The sequence below is a fragment of the Micromonospora sp. CNZ285 genome (assembly GCF_004637285.1).
In genome coordinates this window covers 4,869,076-4,888,290 of sequence record NZ_SPQD01000001.1, presented here as the reverse complement: position 1 = coordinate 4,888,290, position 19,215 = coordinate 4,869,076, and the positions used below count along the sequence as shown (strand labels likewise).

General features: G+C 73.4%; 17 protein-coding genes. 12 read left to right on the top strand and 5 right to left on the bottom strand.

The window, feature by feature from the left end:
* The first annotated feature begins 51 nt into the window (after positions 1-51).
* The 4 genes from fahA to CLT75_RS22270 all read left to right on the top strand — a co-directional run bounded on the left by fahA (position 52) and on the right by CLT75_RS22270 (position 3,551).
* Complete coding sequence (gene fahA / locus CLT75_RS22285) at positions 52-1,251, top strand: fumarylacetoacetase (RefSeq protein ID WP_135244094.1); 1,200 nt, start codon at positions 52-54, stop codon at positions 1,249-1,251.
* Between the two features lie 175 nt (positions 1,252-1,426).
* Positions 1,427-1,636, top strand: coding sequence for a DUF397 domain-containing protein (locus CLT75_RS22280; protein ID WP_135242308.1), 210 nt, complete (start codon positions 1,427-1,429; stop codon positions 1,634-1,636).
* Positions 1,637-1,747: 111 nt separating this feature from the next.
* On the top strand, positions 1,748-2,230 hold the full coding sequence (locus CLT75_RS22275; RefSeq protein ID WP_135242307.1) for an SRPBCC family protein: 483 nt from the start codon (positions 1,748-1,750) through the stop codon (positions 2,228-2,230).
* 67 nt (positions 2,231-2,297) lie between these two features.
* Complete coding sequence (locus CLT75_RS22270; RefSeq protein WP_135242306.1) at positions 2,298-3,551, top strand: outer membrane protein assembly factor BamB family protein; 1,254 nt, start codon at positions 2,298-2,300, stop codon at positions 3,549-3,551.
* A gap of 121 nt (positions 3,552-3,672) precedes the next feature.
* Here the strand turns inward: CLT75_RS22270 and hisC are convergent, their stop codons facing one another.
* From hisC to hppD, 4 genes are read right to left on the bottom strand one after another with little or no spacing between them, the layout of a single operon-like run.
* Positions 3,673-4,776, bottom strand: a complete 1,104-nt coding sequence (gene hisC / locus CLT75_RS22265) for a histidinol-phosphate transaminase (protein WP_135242305.1) — start codon at positions 4,774-4,776, stop codon at positions 3,673-3,675.
* Positions 4,773-5,762, bottom strand: coding sequence for an RDD family protein (locus CLT75_RS22260; protein ID WP_135242304.1), 990 nt, complete (start codon positions 5,760-5,762; stop codon positions 4,773-4,775). The genes hisC and CLT75_RS22260 overlap by 4 nt, the downstream gene beginning before the upstream one ends.
* A gap of 55 nt (positions 5,763-5,817) precedes the next feature.
* Entirely contained in the window at positions 5,818-6,519 is a 702-nt protein-coding gene (locus CLT75_RS22255) for an RDD family protein (protein WP_135242303.1), read from the bottom strand.
* A gap of 10 nt (positions 6,520-6,529) precedes the next feature.
* Positions 6,530-7,735, bottom strand: a complete 1,206-nt coding sequence (gene hppD, locus CLT75_RS22250) for a 4-hydroxyphenylpyruvate dioxygenase (protein ID WP_135242302.1) — start codon at positions 7,733-7,735, stop codon at positions 6,530-6,532.
* A gap of 140 nt (positions 7,736-7,875) precedes the next feature.
* Here hppD and CLT75_RS22245 point away from each other — a divergent pair, with 140 nt between their 5' ends.
* From CLT75_RS22245 to CLT75_RS22220, 6 genes are all read left to right on the top strand, one after another.
* Positions 7,876-8,370, top strand: coding sequence for an Lrp/AsnC family transcriptional regulator (locus tag CLT75_RS22245; RefSeq protein WP_091425618.1), 495 nt, complete (start codon positions 7,876-7,878; stop codon positions 8,368-8,370).
* A gap of 72 nt (positions 8,371-8,442) precedes the next feature.
* Positions 8,443-9,879, top strand: a complete 1,437-nt coding sequence (locus CLT75_RS22240) for an outer membrane protein assembly factor BamB family protein (RefSeq protein ID WP_135242301.1) — start codon at positions 8,443-8,445, stop codon at positions 9,877-9,879.
* Positions 9,880-9,955: 76 nt separating this feature from the next.
* Positions 9,956-11,623: a fumarate hydratase gene (locus CLT75_RS22235; RefSeq protein ID WP_013288918.1), complete on the top strand. Its 1,668-nt coding sequence runs from the start codon at positions 9,956-9,958 to the stop codon at positions 11,621-11,623.
* Between the two features lie 249 nt (positions 11,624-11,872).
* Positions 11,873-14,848 carry an AfsR/SARP family transcriptional regulator gene (locus CLT75_RS22230; protein WP_135242300.1) on the top strand — a complete coding sequence of 992 codons (2,976 nt, stop codon included), beginning with the start codon at positions 11,873-11,875 and terminating at the stop codon, positions 14,846-14,848.
* A 53-nt stretch (positions 14,849-14,901) separates the two neighbouring features.
* Complete coding sequence (locus CLT75_RS22225; protein ID WP_091330664.1) at positions 14,902-16,302, top strand: class II fumarate hydratase; 1,401 nt, start codon at positions 14,902-14,904, stop codon at positions 16,300-16,302.
* 54 nt (positions 16,303-16,356) lie between these two features.
* On the top strand, positions 16,357-16,956 hold the full coding sequence (locus tag CLT75_RS22220) for a GNAT family N-acetyltransferase (RefSeq protein WP_135242299.1): 600 nt from the start codon (positions 16,357-16,359) through the stop codon (positions 16,954-16,956).
* Here CLT75_RS22220 and CLT75_RS22215 read toward each other — a convergent pair.
* Positions 16,920-17,468 (bottom strand): CGNR zinc finger domain-containing protein, encoded by a 549-nt coding sequence (locus CLT75_RS22215; RefSeq protein ID WP_135242298.1) that lies wholly within the window; start codon positions 17,466-17,468, stop codon positions 16,920-16,922. The genes CLT75_RS22220 and CLT75_RS22215 overlap by 37 nt on opposite strands.
* Before the next feature lie 72 nt (positions 17,469-17,540).
* Between CLT75_RS22215 and CLT75_RS22210 the strand changes: the two genes are divergently transcribed.
* Both CLT75_RS22210 and CLT75_RS22205 read left to right on the top strand, forming a co-directional pair.
* The gene (locus CLT75_RS22210) at positions 17,541-18,503 is read left to right on the top strand and encodes a DMT family transporter (protein WP_135242297.1); all 963 of its coding nucleotides are present in this window, start codon (positions 17,541-17,543) and stop codon (positions 18,501-18,503) included.
* Positions 18,500-19,198 (top strand): HAD family hydrolase, encoded by a 699-nt coding sequence (locus CLT75_RS22205; protein WP_135242296.1) that lies wholly within the window; start codon positions 18,500-18,502, stop codon positions 19,196-19,198. The genes CLT75_RS22210 and CLT75_RS22205 overlap by 4 nt, the downstream gene beginning before the upstream one ends.
* Positions 19,199-19,215 lie beyond the last annotated feature (17 nt).

Below are 19,215 nucleotides of genomic sequence, written 5' to 3'. Positions count from 1 at the left end.
GAACGCACCGAGCGGAGCGAGGGCCGTGAGGGCATGCCCGGTCGGCACCGCATGAGCTGGGTTCCGGGTGTGGCAGGGTCGCCGTACGGGGTGACGAACCTGCCGTACGGCGTGTTCCGGCACGGCGAGGGCGAGCCGCGCGTCGGCGTCCGCATCGGTGACTTCGCGCTGGACCTGGCCGGCGCGGAGGCCGCCGGTCTGGTGCTGGCCGGCGGCGCGCTCGGCCGGCCGACGCTCAACGCCTTCATGGCGCTCGGCCGCCCGCAGTGGACGGCGGTCCGGCAGCGGATCGTCGAGCTGCTCACCGAGCCGGAGCACCGGGCGGCGGTCGAGCCGCTGCTGGTGCCGCTGCGCGAGGTCGAGATGGCGCTGCCGTTCGAGGTGGCCGACTACGTCGACTTCTACTCCTCCGAGCACCACGCCTCGAACGTCGGGCAGATCTTCCGGCCCGGCCAGCCGCCGCTGCTGCCGAACTGGAAGCACGTGCCGATCGGCTATCACGGCCGGGCCGGCACCGTGGTCGTCTCCGGCACCCCGGTGATCCGCCCGACCGGTCAGCGGGCCAGCGCGCAGGGCCCGACCACCGGTGCCTCGGTCCGGCTGGACATCGAGGCCGAGGTGGGCTTCGTGGTGGGCGTGCCGAGCCGGCTCGGCGAGCGGGTGCCGGTGGCCGACTTCGCCGACCACGTCTTCGGCGTGGTGCTCGTCAACGACTGGTCGGCCCGGGACATCCAGGCGTGGGAGTACCAGCCGCTCGGACCGTTCCTCGGCAAGTCGTTCGCCACCTCCGTCGCGGCCTGGGTGACGCCGCTGGAGGCGCTGGCCGACGCGTTCGTGCCCGCGCCCGACCAGGACCCGCCGGTGCAGGACTACCTGCGCGACACCCCGCGCCTCGGGCTGGACCTGACGCTGTCGGTCGAGTGGAACGGCGAGCGGGTCGCCGAGCCGCCGTTCGCCGGCATGTACTGGACCCCGGCGCAGCAGCTCGCGCACCTCACCGTCAACGGCGCGTCGCTGCGTACCGGCGACCTCTACGCCTCCGGCACCGTCTCCGGTCCGGAGCGCGGCCAGGTCGGGTCGTTCCTGGAGCTGACCTGGGGCGGATCCGAGCCGGTCAAGTTCGCGGACGGCAGCGAGCGGACGTTCCTGGAGGACGGCGACACGGTGACGATCACCGCCACCGCGCCCGGCCCGGACGGCACCACTGTCGCGTTGGGCGAGGTCACCGGGACGATCCTCCCGGCCCGCTGAGATCCGACCTTCCGAACCGGCCCCGGTCGCACATCAGGTGCGACCGGGGCCGTTTCCTTCGGCGTTGATCGCTCCGGATCACCTACGCCCCGGCCGGTGGCTCCCGGTCTTCCGGGAGCCGCCCGCGGTGCCGGGCCGGGCGTACCAGCGGAAGCCGAAACAGGAAGGACCGAGCATGACCGAGTTGACCGGTGCCGTCTGGCGCACCAGCAGCCGCTCGAACGATCAGGGTCTCTGCGTCGAGGTGGCGACGAACGTGGTCGCCGCGCACGGCGTGGTGGGCGTACGCGACTCGAAGGACCCGGACGGTCCGGCGCTCGCGGTGAGCCCGCCGGGCTGGGCCGCGTTCGTCACCGCGCTGCGGGGCGGCACGCTCCGCGGCTGACCGCCCTCGCGCCACACCGGTGCCCCGGCGGGGGCACCGGTGGTGGAAATGTCACCGGGAGGCTCCCCGTTTCCGGTCACGGCCCGTACCGTGTACGACACGGGAGGTGCCATGTCGACGGTGACGGTTTCCGCATTCATCGAAGCGCAGGATGCCGACCTGTGGCGGCTGCTCACCGACCTCCCGGCCCGCGCCGACTGGCTCTCGGCGGTGGACGCGGTCGAGGTCGTCGGCACCGGCGGGTTCGGACCGGGCACGGTGTGGCGGGAGACCCGCGTCCGGCCGGACGGCGGCACCGAACCGGAGGAGTTCGAGGTGATTGAGGCGGTCGCGCCCGGTCGCCTGGTGCTCGGGTCACGCGGCGCCGGCGCCGACTACCGGATCACCTGGACGCTGCGCACCGTCGAGCGGCGGCGGCGCGGCTGCACCGAGGTCACGGTCGAACAGGAGGCGGTGCCGACCCGGGCGTACGGGCGGGTGCTGGCCCTGATCCTCGGCGGCCTGGCCGCCCGCGCGGTCGAGGGCGCGCTCCGGCGTGACCTGGCCGACCTGGCGCTGGCCGCCGGTTCCGACCGATCCACCGAGGCGGCCTGAGCCGACCCGGCCGCTCCCCGCATCCCGCCCGCACACGGCCGGTAGGGTGCCGGGGCGGAGGTGACGGATGGCGAAGGCCGCGAGGCGGCGGGCCGTGGTGGCGCTGGTGGCGGTGCTCGCCGTCGCGGCGTCGGTCGCCGTGGCCGTCCGGGTGCTGGCACCCGCCGAGGTCGACACCCCGGCCCGGAAGCCGTACCCGGAGGCGCCCGCGCCGATCGCCGGGGTGCTCGCGCGGCTGCCGGTGGCGCCGCTCGTCGTGGACGGCCGCCTCCGCGTCTACGCGGGCGCCCGTCAGGTGTACGCGGACCAGCCGGTCACCGGGCGGCACCGGGTCACCCCGTTCTGGTCCTTCCGCCGCTGGCCGGCGACGCTGGTCGGCGTGCTCGCCGAGGGGACCACTGTGGTCAGCCGCTGGTCCGACGGGAAGCTGGTGGCGCTCGACGCGCGTACCGGACGGGTGGCCTGGCAGGCCGACGGCCCGCATCCGGGGCCGGTGCCGGAGCCGCGACGCACCTTCGCCGCCACGGTCTGGGATCCGGCCGGACTGCACGTGGCGCGAACTGCGGACGGGCGGAGCGTGCTGCTCGCGGCCGGTCCGGGCGGGCTCGGCGGCTACGACCTCACCGACGGCCGCCGTCTCTGGCGCGCCGACGTGGGCAGGGGTTGCCGGTCCGACGTGGGCACCACCGCGAGCGGCGAGCTGGTCGGGGTGGACAGCTGCGACGGCCCGGCCGCGGTCGAGCTGCGGGACGCAGCGACCGGTACGGTGCGGACCCGCTGGCGGCCGCCGGACGCGCCGGAGCAACTCGTCGTCACGCCTGTGGGCTGCCCGCACGGGCACTCCGGTTGCCGCGGGCTGCGTACCGCCGGGCCGGACGGCGCGGCCAGCCGGGGCTGGCTGGTGACCGACCCGGGTGAGCCGGCCGCCGCGCCGGGTCTGGACCATCCGGACACGGTGCTGGACGGCGAGCGGGCGGTGGACACGTCCGGCCCGGTGGTGGTCGGGCGCTCGGCGCGTACCGGCGAGGAGCTGTGGCGCCGGGCGGACATCCATCCGGCCCGGGTGCTCGCGACCGAGCCGGGGCGGGTGCACCTGCTGACCGACCGGCGGGAGTTGGTGACCGTCGACCCGCTCACCGGGACGACCCGGTCGAGTTTCGTGCTCGACCTGGGCCGCGACGGGATCGGCTGGCGGCCCGGGCGGGCGTACGCGGTGGACGGCTACGTCGCTGTGGAGCGGCTGCGGGAGCAGGCCGCTCCGGAGGACGACGACCAGGGCTACTTCCTGATGGCCGAACCGGTGCTGCTGGCAGTGACCTGATCCGGCGGGTCAAGCTTAAAAACGGACAAAAGCACCTATAGTCCTCTTGTCTGATCGGTCGGACGAAGACGCCCGGCGCCGGTCCGTAGGGGGTTGACGGACCGGCGCCGGGCGCGCCCGGTCAGGCCAGCGCGGCCTCTGCGGCGGCCAGGAACGCGTCGTTCTCGGCCGGGGTGCCGATGGTGACCCGGACACCGTCGCCGGGGAACGGGCGGACGATCACGCCGCGCGCCTCGCACGCCCGGCCGAACTCCACCGCGCGCTCGCCCAGCGGCAGCCAGACGAAGTTGGCCTGGCTGTCCGGCACGTCCGGGACGAACTTGCGCAGCGCCTCGGTGACCCGGTCCCGCTCGGCCACGACCAGCGCGCAGCGCCGCTCCACCTCGTCGGCCTGCGCCAGCGCGGCCAGCGCGCCAGCCTGGGCGGCCATGCTGGTGGAGAACGGGGTGACCACCTTGCGCACGGCGGCGGCCACCTCCGGCGCCGCGACCAGCCAGCCGATCCGCAGACCGGCCAGGCCCCACGCCTTGGACAGCGTGCGCAGCACCGCCACGTTTGGCCGGTCCAGGTAGGTCAGGCCGTCCGGCACCTCGGGGTCGGTGACGAACTCCCGGTACGCCTCGTCGATCACCACGAGCACGTCGTCGGGCATCGCGTCGAGGAAGCGGTCCAGCTCGGCCCGGCGCACCGCCGTACCGGTGGGGTTGTTCGGGTTGCAGACCAGGACCATCCGGGTCCGGTCGGTCACCGCCGCCGCCATCGCGGAAAGGTCGTGGCCGTGGCCGGCGTCGTTCGGCACCCGCACGCTCGTCGCGCCGCTGGTCGCCGCGATGATCGGGTACGCCTCGAAGGAGCGCCACGAGTAGAGCAGCTCGTCACCGGGCAGGCAGGTGGCGCGCACCAGGTGCTCGGCCAGCGCCACCGAACCGCAGCCGGTGGCGATCCGGTCGGCGTCCACGCCGTACCGCTCGGCGAGCGCCTGACGCAGCGCCACCACGCCCATGTCCGGGTAGCGGTGCGATCCGGCCACCGCCTCCGCGACCGCCTCCACCACGCCCGGCAGCGGGCCGTACGGCACCTCGTTGCTGGCCAGCTTGATCGCCTCGGCCAGCCCCAGCTCGCGGGCCAGGTCGGCCGGGCTGCGGCCGGGCACGTAGTTGGGCAGCGCGTCCAGGTCGGCGCGGGTGAGCCGCAGCGCGGGCTGCTGGCGTCCGGTCTCGGTCATGGGGTGTCTCCCGGGGTGTCGGCGCTCTCGGGCGGGGTGGTACGGGTGTCACGCTTGCGGGGGAGCTGGACCACCACCGTCTGCGCCCGCTTGTCGTGCAGGGCCTGGCGCAGCGGATGGTCGAACAGGGGTGAGACCGCGTCGATGAGCTGGAGCACCAGGCCCAGGCCGCAGCAGTACCAGAGCAGCGTCGGTAGGCCGAGCGTGCTCCAGCGCCGGGTGGCCCGGCCGAAGCCGAGCGGCTGGTCCGCCTCGACCGGCAGCGCGCGAATGCCCATCAGCCGCTTGCCGAAGGTCTGGCCGCGTGCCGCCATCGACGGCACCTCGTACGCGTACCAGAGCGCGGTGGCGATCACCAGGATCGCGATCTGGAGGCCGCCGGCCTGGTCGTCGATCTGGGGCAGCCCTTCGGTGGACGTGTCGCCGTTGAGCGCCCGGCGCACCGACTCGCGCAGGTACGGGGAGACCGCCTCGATGTAGCGCCACACGAACCAGCCGTTGACCACGGCGTTGAGCAGGAACACCACGCCGAAGTCGATCAGGCGCGCGACCAGCCGGGCGCCGTACGACGCGAGCGGCAGTCCGTGCGGGCGCGGGATCGGCTGTGCTCCGGGCCAGTGCGGGTACGGCCAGCCCGGCGGCGGCCCCTGCATGCCCGGCTGACCCGGCTGTCCGGGCTGGCCCGGCCAGGGGTTCGGCTGTCCCGGCTGCCCGGGCCACGGCCCGGCCTGGCCGGACTGACCCGGCTGGCCCGGCCACGGGCCCGGCCCGCCGGGCGTCGGGGGCGCGTCGGGGCGGCCGCCCGGACCGGAGGCCGGCTTGTCGGCGGCGGGCGTCGGGGTGGCCGGCGCGGGTTCGGGGGGCGGCGGGCCGTCGGGCGGGGTGACGTCGACCGGGATCGGCGCGCCGATCCAGCCCTCGCCGTCCCACCACCTGCGGGTCTCCGTGTCGGCGGGGTCGACGTACCAGCCGGGTTCCAAACTCACGATGCCGTCCTAGTTCCCGACTGCGGGGCTCGCAGGACCGGCTCACTCCTCGCGCTCACGGGCCAACCTTAACGACGACCGTTCCGGCGAACTTGTCGTGGAGGCACTGCTGCCAGGGCTTGTCCCACAGTTGCCAGAAACCGTCGAGGTAGTTGAGGAACGGCACGAACATGCCGCCGGCGAACTCGACGAGCCAGCGCTTGCCGAGCATGCCCCGGGTCAGCGCGGCGTCCGGCTGCATCGGGACGATCCGCAGCTTCATCACCTTCTTGCCGAGCGTCTGCCCGGTCCGGCGGGCGTACTCGACGTGGTAGACCCAGTAGAAGGCGAGCATCAGCAGCAGGACCCCGAGCTCGGCGGCGAACAGCGGCAGGAGCACGCCCGTCCAGAGCTCGGCCGGGTCGGGGCCGTTCGGGCCGGCCTGCTCGATCTCGTCGATCATCCGGACGAAGACGAGGAAGAAGACCGGCAGGAACAGCGCCATCGTCACCGCCATGGCGACTGCGGTGTCGATCAGGTAGGCGAGCAGCCGGTCACCGAAGCTCGCCAGCGGCTGCCCGTTCGGCGCCACCGGGGGCGGGAGGGGCGCCGGGGCGTACCCGGGCGGGGGGTAACCGGGCGGCGGGTAGCCGGGCGGGCCGGCGTACCCCGGAGGAACGTGCTGCGCGGGCACCGCCGGTCCGCCGGGCGGCGCGAAGCCGCCGCCCGCGGGTGGAGGACCGGCGGGCGGCGGCGGGTTCGGAGCAGGCTGGGTCACGCGGACAGTGTTACAGGTTCCCGCGCTTCTCCTGCTCGCGCTCGATCGCCTCGAACAGGGCCTTGAAGTTGCCCTTGCCGAAGCCGAGCGAGCCGTGCCGCTCGATCAGCTCGAAGAAGACGGTGGGGCGGTCCTGCACCGGCTTGGTGAAGATCTGGAGCAGGTAGCCGTCCTCGTCCCGGTCGACCAGGATCTTGCGGGACTGAAGCTCCTCGATCGGCACCCGGACGTTGCCGATGCGGGCGCGCAGCTCCGGGTCCTCGTAGTACGAGTCCGGGGTGTCCAGGAACTCGACGCCCGCCGCGCGCATGGCGTCCACGCTGGCGAGGATGTCGTTTGTGGCAACCGCGATGTGCTGGGCGCCGGGGCCCTGGTAGAACTCCAGGTACTCGTCGATCTGCGACTTCTTGCGGGCCACGGCCGGCTCGTTCAGCGGGAACTTCACCTTGCGGGTGCCGTTGGCGACGACCTTGCTCATCAGCGCCGAGTAGTCGGTGGCGATGTCGTCGCCGATGAACTCCGCCATGTTCGAGAAGCCCATGACGCGCTTGTAGAACTCGACCCACTCGTCCATCCGGCCCAGCTCCACGTTGCCGACCACGTGGTCGACGGCCTGGAAGAACCGCTTCGGCTGGAGGCCGGCGTCGATCATCGGCTGCCGGTCCACGATCGGGCCACGGGCCACGAAGCCGGGCAGGAACGGGCCGGTGTAGCGGGACCTGTCGACCAGGCTGTGCCGGGTGTCGCCGTACGCCGCGATGGATGCCATCCGCACGGTGCCGTGCTCGTCGCTGACGTCGTGCGGCTCGACCAGGCCGGTCGCGCCCTGCGCCACGGCGTGCGCGTACGCGGCGTCCACGTCCGGCACCTCCAGGGCGATGTCGGAGACGCCGTCGCTGTGCTTCGCCACATGCTCGGCGCCGTCGGCGTCCGGGCGGACCGCGCCGGTCAGCACGAAGCGGGCCGAACCGCTTGTGAGCACGTACTGCGCGTGGTCGCGGTAGCCCTGCTCCGGCCCCCGGTACGCCACGCAGGTCATGCCGAACGCGGTGGAGTAGTAGTGCGCGGCCTGCTTGGCGTTCCCTACCAGGAAGTGGACGTGGTCCATGCCCTTGACCGGGAACGGGTCGTGAGTGATGTCGTGGTCGACTGCGCCGACGAGAGCGTCGACGTCGACCTCCTCGGTCGACTGGGGTCGGTCGATCGCCTGGGTCATGGTGGCCTCCCTCGCGTACCGGCCGGCCTCGTGGGCCGCCGTGGATGTGCTCTTCCGGCGAGGATCTACGGACCGCGGTGAGTTGGGCAACAGTTGACGTAATTCCTGGTCAGCTTGTGCATTCGGTACCGTCGGACACCATGAACACTGGTCAGGATGTACAGCTCGACGAGCTGGACGCGCGCTTGATCGAACTGCTCGCGGAGGAGCCCCGGATCGGCGTGCTGGAGTGCTCCCGGCGCCTCGGCGTGGCCCGCGGCACGGTCCAGGCCCGGCTCGACAAGCTCGTCGGCCGGGGCGTGGTCACCGGGTTCGGGCCGGACATCACCCCGGCCGCGATCGGCTTCGGGGTGACCAGCTTCGTCACCCTGGAGATCAGTCAGCGGCACGGCCACGACCAGGTCACCGCGCACCTGGCCGCGATCCCCGAGGTGCTGGAGGCGCACACCATCACCGGCTCCAGCGACCTGCTCTGCCGCATCGTCGCCCGGTCGAACACCGACCTCCAGCGGGTCATCGACCAGATCGTCGCCTCGGAGGGCATCCGCCGCGCGTCCACCATCATCGCGCTGGCCGAGCAGATCCCGTACCGCACGCTGCCGCTGGTCCGCTCCGCCGCCCGCGGCGGCCCTTAACACCCCGGACCGCCCAAGAAGCGCCGCGACACGCACCGCACGCGGCCCGGGGGACCGGTGATCGTCGCTACCGTGTGCGGTGTGAAGGGCCTAGGGGTACGCGGCTGGTTGCTGCTCGGGCTCGTCACCGTGGTCGTACTCGCCGCGACAGGCGTCTGGAACCCGTTCCCGGCGCTCTGGGACTGGGTCGACCGCAGCAAGCCGATCAGCGAGCCCGACGTGGTCTGGCAGCAGCGCGTCGGCGGCACGCCGCGCAGCGTCACCATCGCCGGCGACACCGTGATCGTCGAGCAGCGCACCCGCATCGAGGCGCGCAACCTCGCCGACGGCGGCCAGCTGTGGGAGCGCAAGGCCGACTGGTCGGCGGTCGCGGGCAGCGGCCGGGAGTCGGTCGTCGCCGTGGGCCGGCTGCTCGACAAGGGGTACGAGGTGCTCGACCCGGTCAGCGGCGTGACCCGGCGCCGCGACGATCGCGCGATCGCCGTCTGGACCTACCGGAACCTGCTGCTGGACGCGTACTGCGTGCAGGCCACCGACTGCACGCTGCGCGCCTGGGATCCGCGTGGCACGGCTCCGCTGTGGAGCGCGTTCCTGCCCGGCGTGCACAGCGGCGTGCTCGCCGACAACCCGGAACTTCTCGGCACCCGGCGGCTCGGCGCCACCCGCATCGACGGCGGGGTGGCCGGGCCGGAGTCCGTCCCGCCGCTGCTCGGCTTCCCGGTCGACGGGCGGGTGCACGTGGTGGACACCGCCACCGGCCGGGTGCTCCAGAACGTCCAGCCCGGCCGGGAGGAGCGGCTCGCCGTGGTCGGCGGCCGGCTGCTGCGGATCGCGGCCACCTCCCGCGACGGGAGCTGCTACTACGCGGTCACCGCCGTGGACCCGGCCACCGGTCAGCAGGTGTGGCGGCGTACCGGGATCAATCTGCGCACCGCCGACTACGCCGGCTGCGTGCAGCGGGAGGACCCGCAGGGCGGGCGCAACGTCCTCATCGGGGTCGCGCCGGACGGCCGTGAGGCGGTGCTCGACGGGTACGACGGCCGGCTGCTCCAGGTCGGCGCGGACGGCGAGAAGCTGCTCGCCGTGGACGACCGCTACGCCGTGGTGCGCAGCGCCGACAAGGGTTCGCTGCTGGGCCGGGAGCTGTCGGCCGACCGGACCCGGTGGACCCGCCCGGCGGGCGGCAAGGCCGGCGCGGCGCTCACCCCGTACGCGGCGGTGATCAGCGAGGAGAAGCCGTCCCGGCTGATCGCGGTCGGGCCCCGGGACGGCCGGGTGCTGGTCGAGCTGCGCACCTCCGCCAACGCGCTGGCGGTCGGCCCGAACGGCATGATCATCGGCGAGGGGCGGGAGATCGGGTACGTCCGCTGGGGCGCCGGCACGTCCGAGGCGCCGGGGCCGGATCAGGACGGCGCGCCGGTGGCGCCGGACCCGGGAGGCAGTTGGCGCCCGCCGAGCGACCAGGGAAGTTGCGGACCGAAACGGGAACTCTGCGCCGACGGCAAGTGACAGCGGGTGAGAGCGTCGTCCCAGGACCGACCTGCGGGTGCCACCGATCGACGCCTCTGCCCTAGGCTTTTCGGTCATGAGCAGTGCCGCCGCCTTCTCGTACGCACCCCTGCTGCCGACCGGTCCCGACCAGACCGAATACCGCCTGGTCACCGACGAGGGCGTGGACGTCGTCAACGGCCCCGGAGGCCGCCGGTTCCTCACCGTGGATCCGGGCGCGCTGACCGCGCTGACGGCCGAGGCGATGCACGACATCGCCCACTTCCTGCGCCCGGCCCACCTGGCTCAGCTCCGCGCGATCATCGACGATCCGGCGGCCTCGCCGAACGACCGCTTCGTCGCGCTCGACCTGCTGCGCAACGCCAACATCGCGGCCGGCGGTGTGCTGCCGATGTGTCAGGACACCGGCACCGCGATCGTGATGGGCAAGCGCGGCCGGCACGTGCTCACCGACGGCACCGACGCGGAGGCGATCTCGCGCGGCGTCTACCAGGCGTACACCCGGCTCAACCTGCGCTACTCGCAGCTCGCCCCGCTGACCATGTGGGACGAGCGGAACACCGGCAGCAACCTGCCCGCCCAGGTGGAGCTGTACGCCGAGGACCCGGACGGCCACGCCGACGCGTACAAGTTCCTGTTCATGGCCAAGGGTGGCGGCTCGGCCAACAAGTCCTACCTCTACCAGGAGACGAAGGCGCTGCTGAACCCCACGCGGATGATGCAGTTCCTGGAGGAGAAGCTGCGGCTCATCGGCACCGCGGCCTGCCCGCCCTACCACCTGGCCATCGTCATCGGCGGCACCTCCGCCGAGTACGCGCTGAAGACGGCGAAGTACGCCTCCGCGAAGTACCTCGACGCGCTGCCCACCGAGGGTTCGATGAGCGCGCACGGCTTCCGTGACCTGGAGCTGGAGGCCGAGGTGCTGGAGCTGACCCGCAACTTCGGCATCGGCGCGCAGTTCGGCGGGCGCTACTTCTGCCACGACGTACGGGTGGTCCGGCTGCCCCGGCACGGCGCCTCCTGCCCGGTGGCGATCGCGGTCTCCTGCTCGGCCGACCGGCAGGCGGTGGCGAAGATCACCCCGTCGGGCGTCTGGCTGGAGCGACTCGAGACCGACCCGGCGCGTTACCTGCCCGACGTGACCGACGAGACGCTGGAGACCGAGGAGGTCGTCCGCGTCGACCTGAACCGGCCGATGGACGAGATCCGGGCCGAACTGTCGAAGTACCCGGTGAAGACCCGGCTGTCGCTGACCGGCCCGCTGGTCGTGGCCCGGGACATCGCACACGCGAAGATCGCCGAGCGGCTGGACGCGGGCGAGCCGATGCCGCAGTACCTGCGCGACCACGCGGTCTACTACGCCGGCCCGGCGAAGACCCCCGAGGGCTACGCCTCCGGCTCGTTCGGTCCCACCACCGCGGGCCGGATGGACGCGTACGTGGAGAAGTTCCAGGCGGCCGGCGGCTCGATGGTGATGCTCGCGAAGGGCAACCGGTCCGCCCAGGTCACCCGCTCCTGCCAGGCACACGGCGGGTTCTACCTCGGCTCGATCGGCGGCCCGGCCGCCCGCCTGGCGCAGGACTGCATCAAGCACGTCGAGGTGCTCGAATACGCCGAGCTGGGCATGGAGGCGGTCTGGAAGATCGAGGTGGAGGACTTCCCCGCCTTCATCGTCGTCGACGACAAGGGCAACGACTTCTTCGCCGAGGTCACCAAGCCGGTCCTCACCGTCGGCCGGCGCTGACGTCAGACGTACGCGAGGGGCGCCCGGGGATGGTCCGGGCGCCCCTCGGCGTGTTCGTCATGCATCGACATCGGTGCGCCTGCCCGGCCAGGTGGCCGGGCAGGCGCACCGCCCCCGTCGGATGTCGTCACCGACAACCGGTGACGAGTCTGTGTGCCGTCGCTATCGGATCGCTATCGCCTCGCCGCCCCGCTCGGTGACCGCCGGGCTACGCTGCTGGAAGTTGCATGGCGGCAGGCGGGGGCGCGGATGCGATTCGGGATCTTGGGGCCCTTGCGGGTCGGCGGCGGCGAAGCCACCGTCACCGCGGGCCGGGATCGCACCGTGCTCGCCATGCTGTTGCTGCGCCCCGGCCGGGTGGTGCCGGTGGAGGACCTGGTCGACGCCGTCTGGGAGGAGCGCCCGCCGGCCACCGCGCGCACGCAGCTGCAGATCTGCGTCTCGCGGCTGCGGCAGCGGTTCGCGGTGCTCGGGCTGCCGGCCGGGACGATCGTCACCGACCCGGCGGGCTACGGCATCCGGATCGAGCCGGACGACCTCGACGCCGACATGTTCGCCCGTGCCGTGGAGACCGCGCGTGCCGAGGCCGCCGCCGGCCGGCTGGCCGAGGCCCGCCGCCACTACCGGGCCGCCCTCGCGCTGTGGCGCGGTCCGGCGCTCGCCGGCATCCCGGCCCGGGTGGTACGAGTGCGGGCCCAGGCGCTCGACGAGCAGCGGCTCGCGGTGCTGGAGGACTGCGTCGACGTCGAGCTGCGGCTGCGCCGGGGCACCGAACTCGTCGACGAGCTCACCGAGGCGGTCGAGCACAATCCGCTGCGGGAACGGCTGCGGGGCCAGCTGATGCTGGCTCTCTCGGCGGTCGGCCGGCAGGCGGACGCGCTCGCCGTCTACCGGGAGGGCCGGCGGATCTACGCCGAGGAGCTGGGCATCGAGCCGGGCGCGGCGTTGCAGGAGCTGCACCAGCGCGTGCTGGCCGGCGACGAGGCGGCGGGCGCGCGCTCCGCGGCCCCGGTACGCACGCTGCCCCGGGCCATCCGGGACTTCACCGGCCGTCAGCAGACGATGGCGCGGCTCGTCAAGGACATCGTCGAGGAGGGCACGCGGCTGTATCTGATCGACGGGATGGCCGGCAGCGGCAAGACGACTCTCGCCGTCCAGGTCGCTACCGGGTTGCGCGAGCGGTTCCCCGACGCGGAACTCTTCATCGACCTGCACGGGTACAGCGAGCGCAGCCCACTGGCCCCCGCGGCGGCCGCGGCCACCCTGCTGCGGCAGCTCGGCGTGCCGGCCGAACGGGTGCCGGTCGACGCGGAGGACCGCCTGGCGATGTGGCGCTCCGAACTGGCCGACCGGCGGGCCGTGGTGGTGCTCGACAACGCGGCGAGCGCCGCCCAGGCCGCGGCGCTGCTGCCCAGCGGTCCGGACAATCTCGTGCTGGTGACCAGCCGGCGGCGGCTGGCCGGACTGGACGAGGGTCGTCCTCACTCGCTGCCCGTCCTGGACCCGGACGAGGCCGTGGAACTGCTCGGCCGGATCGTCGGCGCCGACCGGGTCGACGCCGAGCCGGCCGCCGCCGCCGAGGTGGTCCGGCGGTGCGGTCATCTGCCGCTCGCCATCCGGCTGGCCGGTTCCCGGCTCGCGCACCGTCCGCACTGGCGGGTCGCCGACCTGGCGCGGCGGCTGGCCGAGGCGCAGGACTCGCTGGCCGAGCTGGCGGTCGGCGAGCGGTCCGTCGGGGACGCCTTCACGCTCTCGTACGCGCAGGTCTCGGCGCCGGCCCGGCGGCTGTTCCGGCTGCTCGGACTCCACCCCGGCGTACGGTTCGACAACCGGGTGGCGGCGGCGCTCGCCGACGTGCCTCTGCCGGAGGCGCAGGACCTGCTGGACGAGCTGGTGGACGTGCACCTGGCCGAGGAGACGGCACCGGGCCGCTACCGCCTCCACGACCTGCTCCGGGAGTACGCCCGCCGGCTGCTGGCCGAGACCGAAGGGCCGGACGAGCGACGGGCCGCGGCGGCGCACCTGCTCGACCATCACCTTCAGGTGGCGCTCGGCCTGGCGCTCGACGCCGAGACGAAGCTGAGCGCGCTGAGCCAGGTCGCCTTCCCGCCGCCGAGGCGTCCCGACCTGCTGCCGGTCCCGGACCGGCCGGGTCAGTCCTGGTTCGACGAGAACCGGGCGGCCCTCGTCGGACTGGTGCACCTGGCCGAGTCGGAGGGCCTCTCGGCGTACTGCTGGCAGCTGACCCGGGCGTGCTGGTGGTCCAACTTCGTCGGTGGTCACCTCGACGAGCTGGTCGAGACGCACGAAGTGGCGCTGCGGACCGCCGTCGGGTCGGGGGACGAGGAGGCCGTGGCGATCACCATGAACTACCTCGCCTCGGCGAAGTTCCGGCTCGGGGACTTTCCGGAGGCGATCCGGTTCCTGGAGGCGGGCGTCGACAGGTACCGCCGGCTCGGTCTGCGCCGGGAGCAGGTCCAGGCGCTGTGCAACCTCGCCGCCGTGTGTTTCGGGACCGACGACGCGGAACGCTGCGTCAGGTACGTCGACGAGGCGCTGCGGATCAGCCGCTACCCGGACGACGCGGCGACCATCTCCAGCCTGTTCAACATGTTGTCGATCGCCGAGCTGTTCCGGGGCCGGTACGACCTGGCCCTCGAAGCGGCTCGCCGGCACGTCCTCCTGGCGCGGGTGGCGGGGGACCCGCGGCACACCTCGAACGCGCTCGGCCACCTCGGCATGATCCGGCACCGCCTGGGCCAGACCGGGCCGGCCCGCCGGCTGCTCCGGGCGGCGCTGCGCCTGAAGCGGAGCACCGCGAACCGGTTCGGTGAGGGGGAGATCCTCAACGAGATCGGCATGATGGAGCGTGAGGCGGGCCGCCCGGCCGAGGCCGCCGCCCAGCACCGGGCCGCCCTGATCGCGATGACCGACGCGGGGGACCGCATCGGGCAGTGCGCCTCCCGGAACCTCCTCGCCCGAGCCCTGCACGATCTGGGCGATGTCGACGCCGCTGTCGACCTGTACCGCCGGGTGCTGGACGACGCCACGCGTCTGAGCCTGCGCTACGAGCAGGCCCGGGCCCTGGACGGCCTCGCCCGCTGCCTGCGCCACGCCGACTCCGACCAGGCCCGCCGGTACGCCGGGCGGGCGCTGGCGCTGTTCCGTCAGGTCGAGTCGCCGGACCAGCGGGAGACCGAGAGACTGCTCGCCGAACTGGGCTGAGGGCCGCGCCACTTTCCCTGCACACCGACCGGCGGCGCGGCAGGATGGAACGCGTGACGACTCCAGAGGCGACCGGCTACCGGATCGAACGCGACTCGATGGGCGAGGTGGAGGTGCCCGCCGAGGCGCTGTGGCGGGCGCAGACCCAGCGCGCGGTGCAGAACTTCCCGATCTCGGGGCGCGGGCTGGAACCGGCCCAGATCAAGGCCCTGGCGCAGATCAAGGGGGCGGCGGCCCTGGTGAACGGTGAGCTGGGGGTGATCGACGCGGACGTGGCGCAGGCGATCGCCACCGCAGCCGCGCACGTGGCCGAGGGCGGCTACGACGACCAGTTCCCGGTGGACGTGTTCCAGACCGGTTCCGGCACCTCGTCCAACATGAACACCAACGAGGTGATCGCCACCCTGGCGAGCCGCGAGCTGGGCCGTGACGTGCACCCGAACGACCACGTCAACGCGTCGCAGTCCAGCAACGACGTCTTCCCCACCTCGATCCACCTGGCCGCCACCCAGTTCGTGGTGGAGGATCTGATCCCCTCGCTGAAGCAGCTCGCGGGCGCGCTGGAGGAGAAGGCGGCCGAGTTCGAGACGGTGGTCAAGGCCGGGCGTACCCACCTCATGGACGCCACGCCGGTCACGCTCGGCCAGGAGTTCGGCGGCTACGCGGCGCAGGTCCGCTACGGCGTCGAGCGGCTGGAGTCGGCGTTGCCCCGGCTGGCCGAGCTGCCGCTGGGCGGCACCGCCGTCGGCACCGGCATCAACACGCCGCTGGGCTTCGCCGACCGGGTGATCGGCAAGCTGCGGGAGTCGACCGGGCTGCCGCTGACCGAGGCGCGCAACCACTTCGAGGCGCAGGGCGCCCGGGACGCGCTGGTGGAGACGTCCGGTCAGCTCCGTACCATCGCGGTCGGCCTCTACAAGATCGCCAACGACGTGCGCTGGATGGGCTCCGGCCCCCGTGCCGGGCTGCGTGAGCTGCGCATCCCCGACCTCCAGCCGGGGTCGTCGATCATGCCGGGCAAGGTGAACCCGGTGGTGGCCGAGGCGATGCGGCAGGTCTGCGCCCAGGTGATCGGCAACGACGCCGCGGTGGCCTTCGCCGGTTCGCAGGGCGACTTCGAGCTGAACGTGATGCTCCCGGTGATGGGCCGCAACCTGCTGGAGTCGATCAAGCTGATCGCCGCGTCCAGCCGGCTGTTCGCCGAGCGTCTGGTGGCCGGCCTGGTCGCGGACGCCGAGGTCTGCCTGGCGTACGCGGAGGGCTCACCGTCGATCGTCACCCCGCTCAACCGCCACCTCGGGTACGACGAGGCCGCCTCGATCGCCAAGGAGGCGCTGGCCAAGCAGGTGTCCATCCGTGAGGTGGTGATCGCCCGGGGGCACGTCGACTCGGGCACGCTCACCGAGACCCAGCTGGACGAGGCGCTGGACCTGCTCCGGATGACCCACCCCTGAGCCGGCGCCGGTAAATGCCTCGACCCGTCACAGGGGGCGCGGCATGATCCGACGGTGCGTGACGACGGCGGGGTGTTGCTGGAGACCGCGCGGCTGACGCTGCGCCGGTTCACGATGGACGACGTGGACCGGCTGGTGGCGCTGGACGCCGACCCGGAGGTCATGCGCTTCCTGACCGGCGGCGCGCCGACCCCGGCCGCGACGTACCGGGACGAGGTGCTGCCCCGGGTGCTCGCGCAGTACGCCCGGCACCCCGGGCTCGGCCGCTGGGCGACGCTCGACCGGTTCACCGGCGAGTTCCTCGGCTGGCACTCGCTCGACCCGTCCGACGACGGCGCCGAGGCGGAGCTGGGCTACCGGCTGCGCCGCGCCACGTGGGGGCACGGGCTGGCGACCGAGGGCGCGCGGGCGCTGGTGCGGCACGCGTTCGACACGGTCGGCGTCCGCCGGGTGTGGGCCCAGACGATGGCGGTAAACGACCGCTCCCGCGCGGTCATGGCCCGCGCCGGGTTGCGCTACGTCCGCACGTTCCACCTGGCCTTCGACGACCCGATCCCGGGTACGGAGCACGGCGAGGTGGAGTACGAGCTGCGCCGCGACGCCTGGCCCGCGACGCGTCAGGAGTGGGACGCGGCGGCCCTGCGGGCCCGGTAGGCGCTCACCGCGGCGCGGTTGCCGCAGCCGGCGTCGCAGAACCGGCGGGACCGGTTCCGGGACAGGTCGACGAGCACGTTGTCGCAGTCCGGGTGGTCGCAGTGCCGCAGCCGGCTCAGCTCGCCCATCCGGACCAGGTCGGCCATCGCCATCGCGGCCTCGACCGCCATCCGGGTCGCCAGCGGCGCGTCCCGCGGCACGGCGTGCAGGTGGTACGGCTCGTCGTCGTGCCGGACGAGTTGCGGCAGCGCGTGCGACTCGCGCAGCAGCGCGTTCACGATCGCCACCACCTCGTCGGTGTCGCCGTACCAGATGCGGCGCAGCCGGGGCCGCAGCGCGCGGACCTGGCGCAGTTCGGCGTCGGTGTGCTCGTGCCGGCCGCTCCACCCGTGGGCGGTGAAGAAGGCGTCCAGGGCGGCCACGTCGGGCAGCCCCTCGCGGTCGTCGCCGGCGGTGTTCACCAGTGCGGCGACGCTGACCAGCGCGCATTCGGTGTCATGGGCGAAAAGCAACTTGACTCCTGTCGGAGGCTACGCCTAGCGTCATCAGCATAACCTCCCTTGACTCATGACCAGGAGATGCCGATGCGTGAACGGTCCGGCGTCGGGCTCGGCCTGGCACTGCTCTCCGCGATCACGTTCGCGACCTCGGGCACCTTCGCCCGCCCGCTGATCACCGGCGAGTGGTCGGCGGTCGCCGTGGTGATCGCCCGGGTCGGCATCGCCGCGCTGGTGCTCGCCGTCCCCGCCGTGCTGGCGCTGCGCGGCAGGTGGACAGTGCTGCGCCGCAACGCGGGAAGCGTGGTGCTGTTCGGGCTGCTCGGCGTGGCCACGGCGCAGGCCTGCTTCTTCAACGCGGTCCGCTACCTCCCGGTCGGCGTGGCACTCCTGCTGGAATACCTCGGCATCGTGCTCGTGGTCGGATGGATGTGGCTGGTCCACGGGCAGCGCCCCCGGCTGCTCACGGTGGCCGGCTCGGTCATCGCCCTGTGCGGGCTGGTGCTCGTCCTCGACCTCACCGGCGCCGGACGACTCGACCCGGTGGGCGTGCTCTGGGGTCTCGGCGCGGGCGTGGGGCTGGCCGGATACTTCGTCATCGCCGGCCGGATCGACGCGGGGCTGCCCTCGGTGGTGATGGCCAGCGGTGGCATGGCCGTCGGCGCGGTGGCGCTGCTCCTGCTCGGCGGCCTCGGAGCGCTGCCGCTCGCGGCCGGCACCGCCGACGTCACCTTCGGCGGGCACCGGGTGAGCTGGCTGGTGCCGATCGCCGGGCTGTCACTGATCGCCGCCGTGGTCGCGTACCTGGCCGGTGTCGCGGGCACCCGGCTGCTCGGGGCGCGGCTGTCCTCCTTCGTGGGGCTGACCGAGGTGATGTTCGCGGTGCTGATCGCCTGGCTGGTCCTCGACGAACTGCCCAGCCTGATCCAGCTGGCCGGCGGCGTGCTCATCCTCGGCGGCGTCGCGCTGGTCCGGGCGGACGAACTGCGCGGCACACCATCGGTGCCGGAGACGGCGCCGGCCGAGCCGGTGCTGACCGGCGACCGATGAGCGGGCCGCGCGGCGCCGTCGTCTTCGACGCCGACGAGACACTCGTCGACCTGCGCCCGGCGGTCACCGGCGCACTCGTCGCCGTACTCGACGAGATGCGGCGGCGGACCCCGGCGGCGGCTGCCGTGGCGCTTGCGGACCTGGAGGGGGACTGGGGTGCGGTCTTCGGCGCGCTCAGCGCCGCCCCGGTGCAGGAGATCCGGCGGGCCGCGCTGGTCCGTTCACTGGCCCGGGCCGGGTTGGAGGCGGACCTGGACGAGTTCGCGGCGTTGTTCTTCGCCCGCCGGTACGCGCTGAGCCGCCCCTTCCCCGACGTGCTGCCCGCGCTGGCGGCGCTGCGCCCGCACCACGTGCTGGGCTTCGCCACGAACGGCAACAGCCGCGCCGAACGCTGCGGCCTCGCTGGGCAGTTCGCCTTCGAGGTGTACGCGCACGAGGGCGGCCTGCCCAAGAAACCGGCGCCGGAGTTCTTCGCGGCGGTGGTGGCGGCGTCCGGGCTGCCCGCCGCGCGCATCGTCCACGTGGGCGACTCGCCGGAGCACGACGTGACCGCCGCCCAGCGGGCCGGGCTGCGCGCGGTCTGGCTCAACCGGGCCGGGCTGCCCCGCCCGCGCGGCCTCGAACCGGACGCCGAGGTGTCCACGCTCACCGGACTGTCCACGGTGCTCACCACCGTGACGAACGCGAATGCCTAGTTGCCGCCGATAACGGA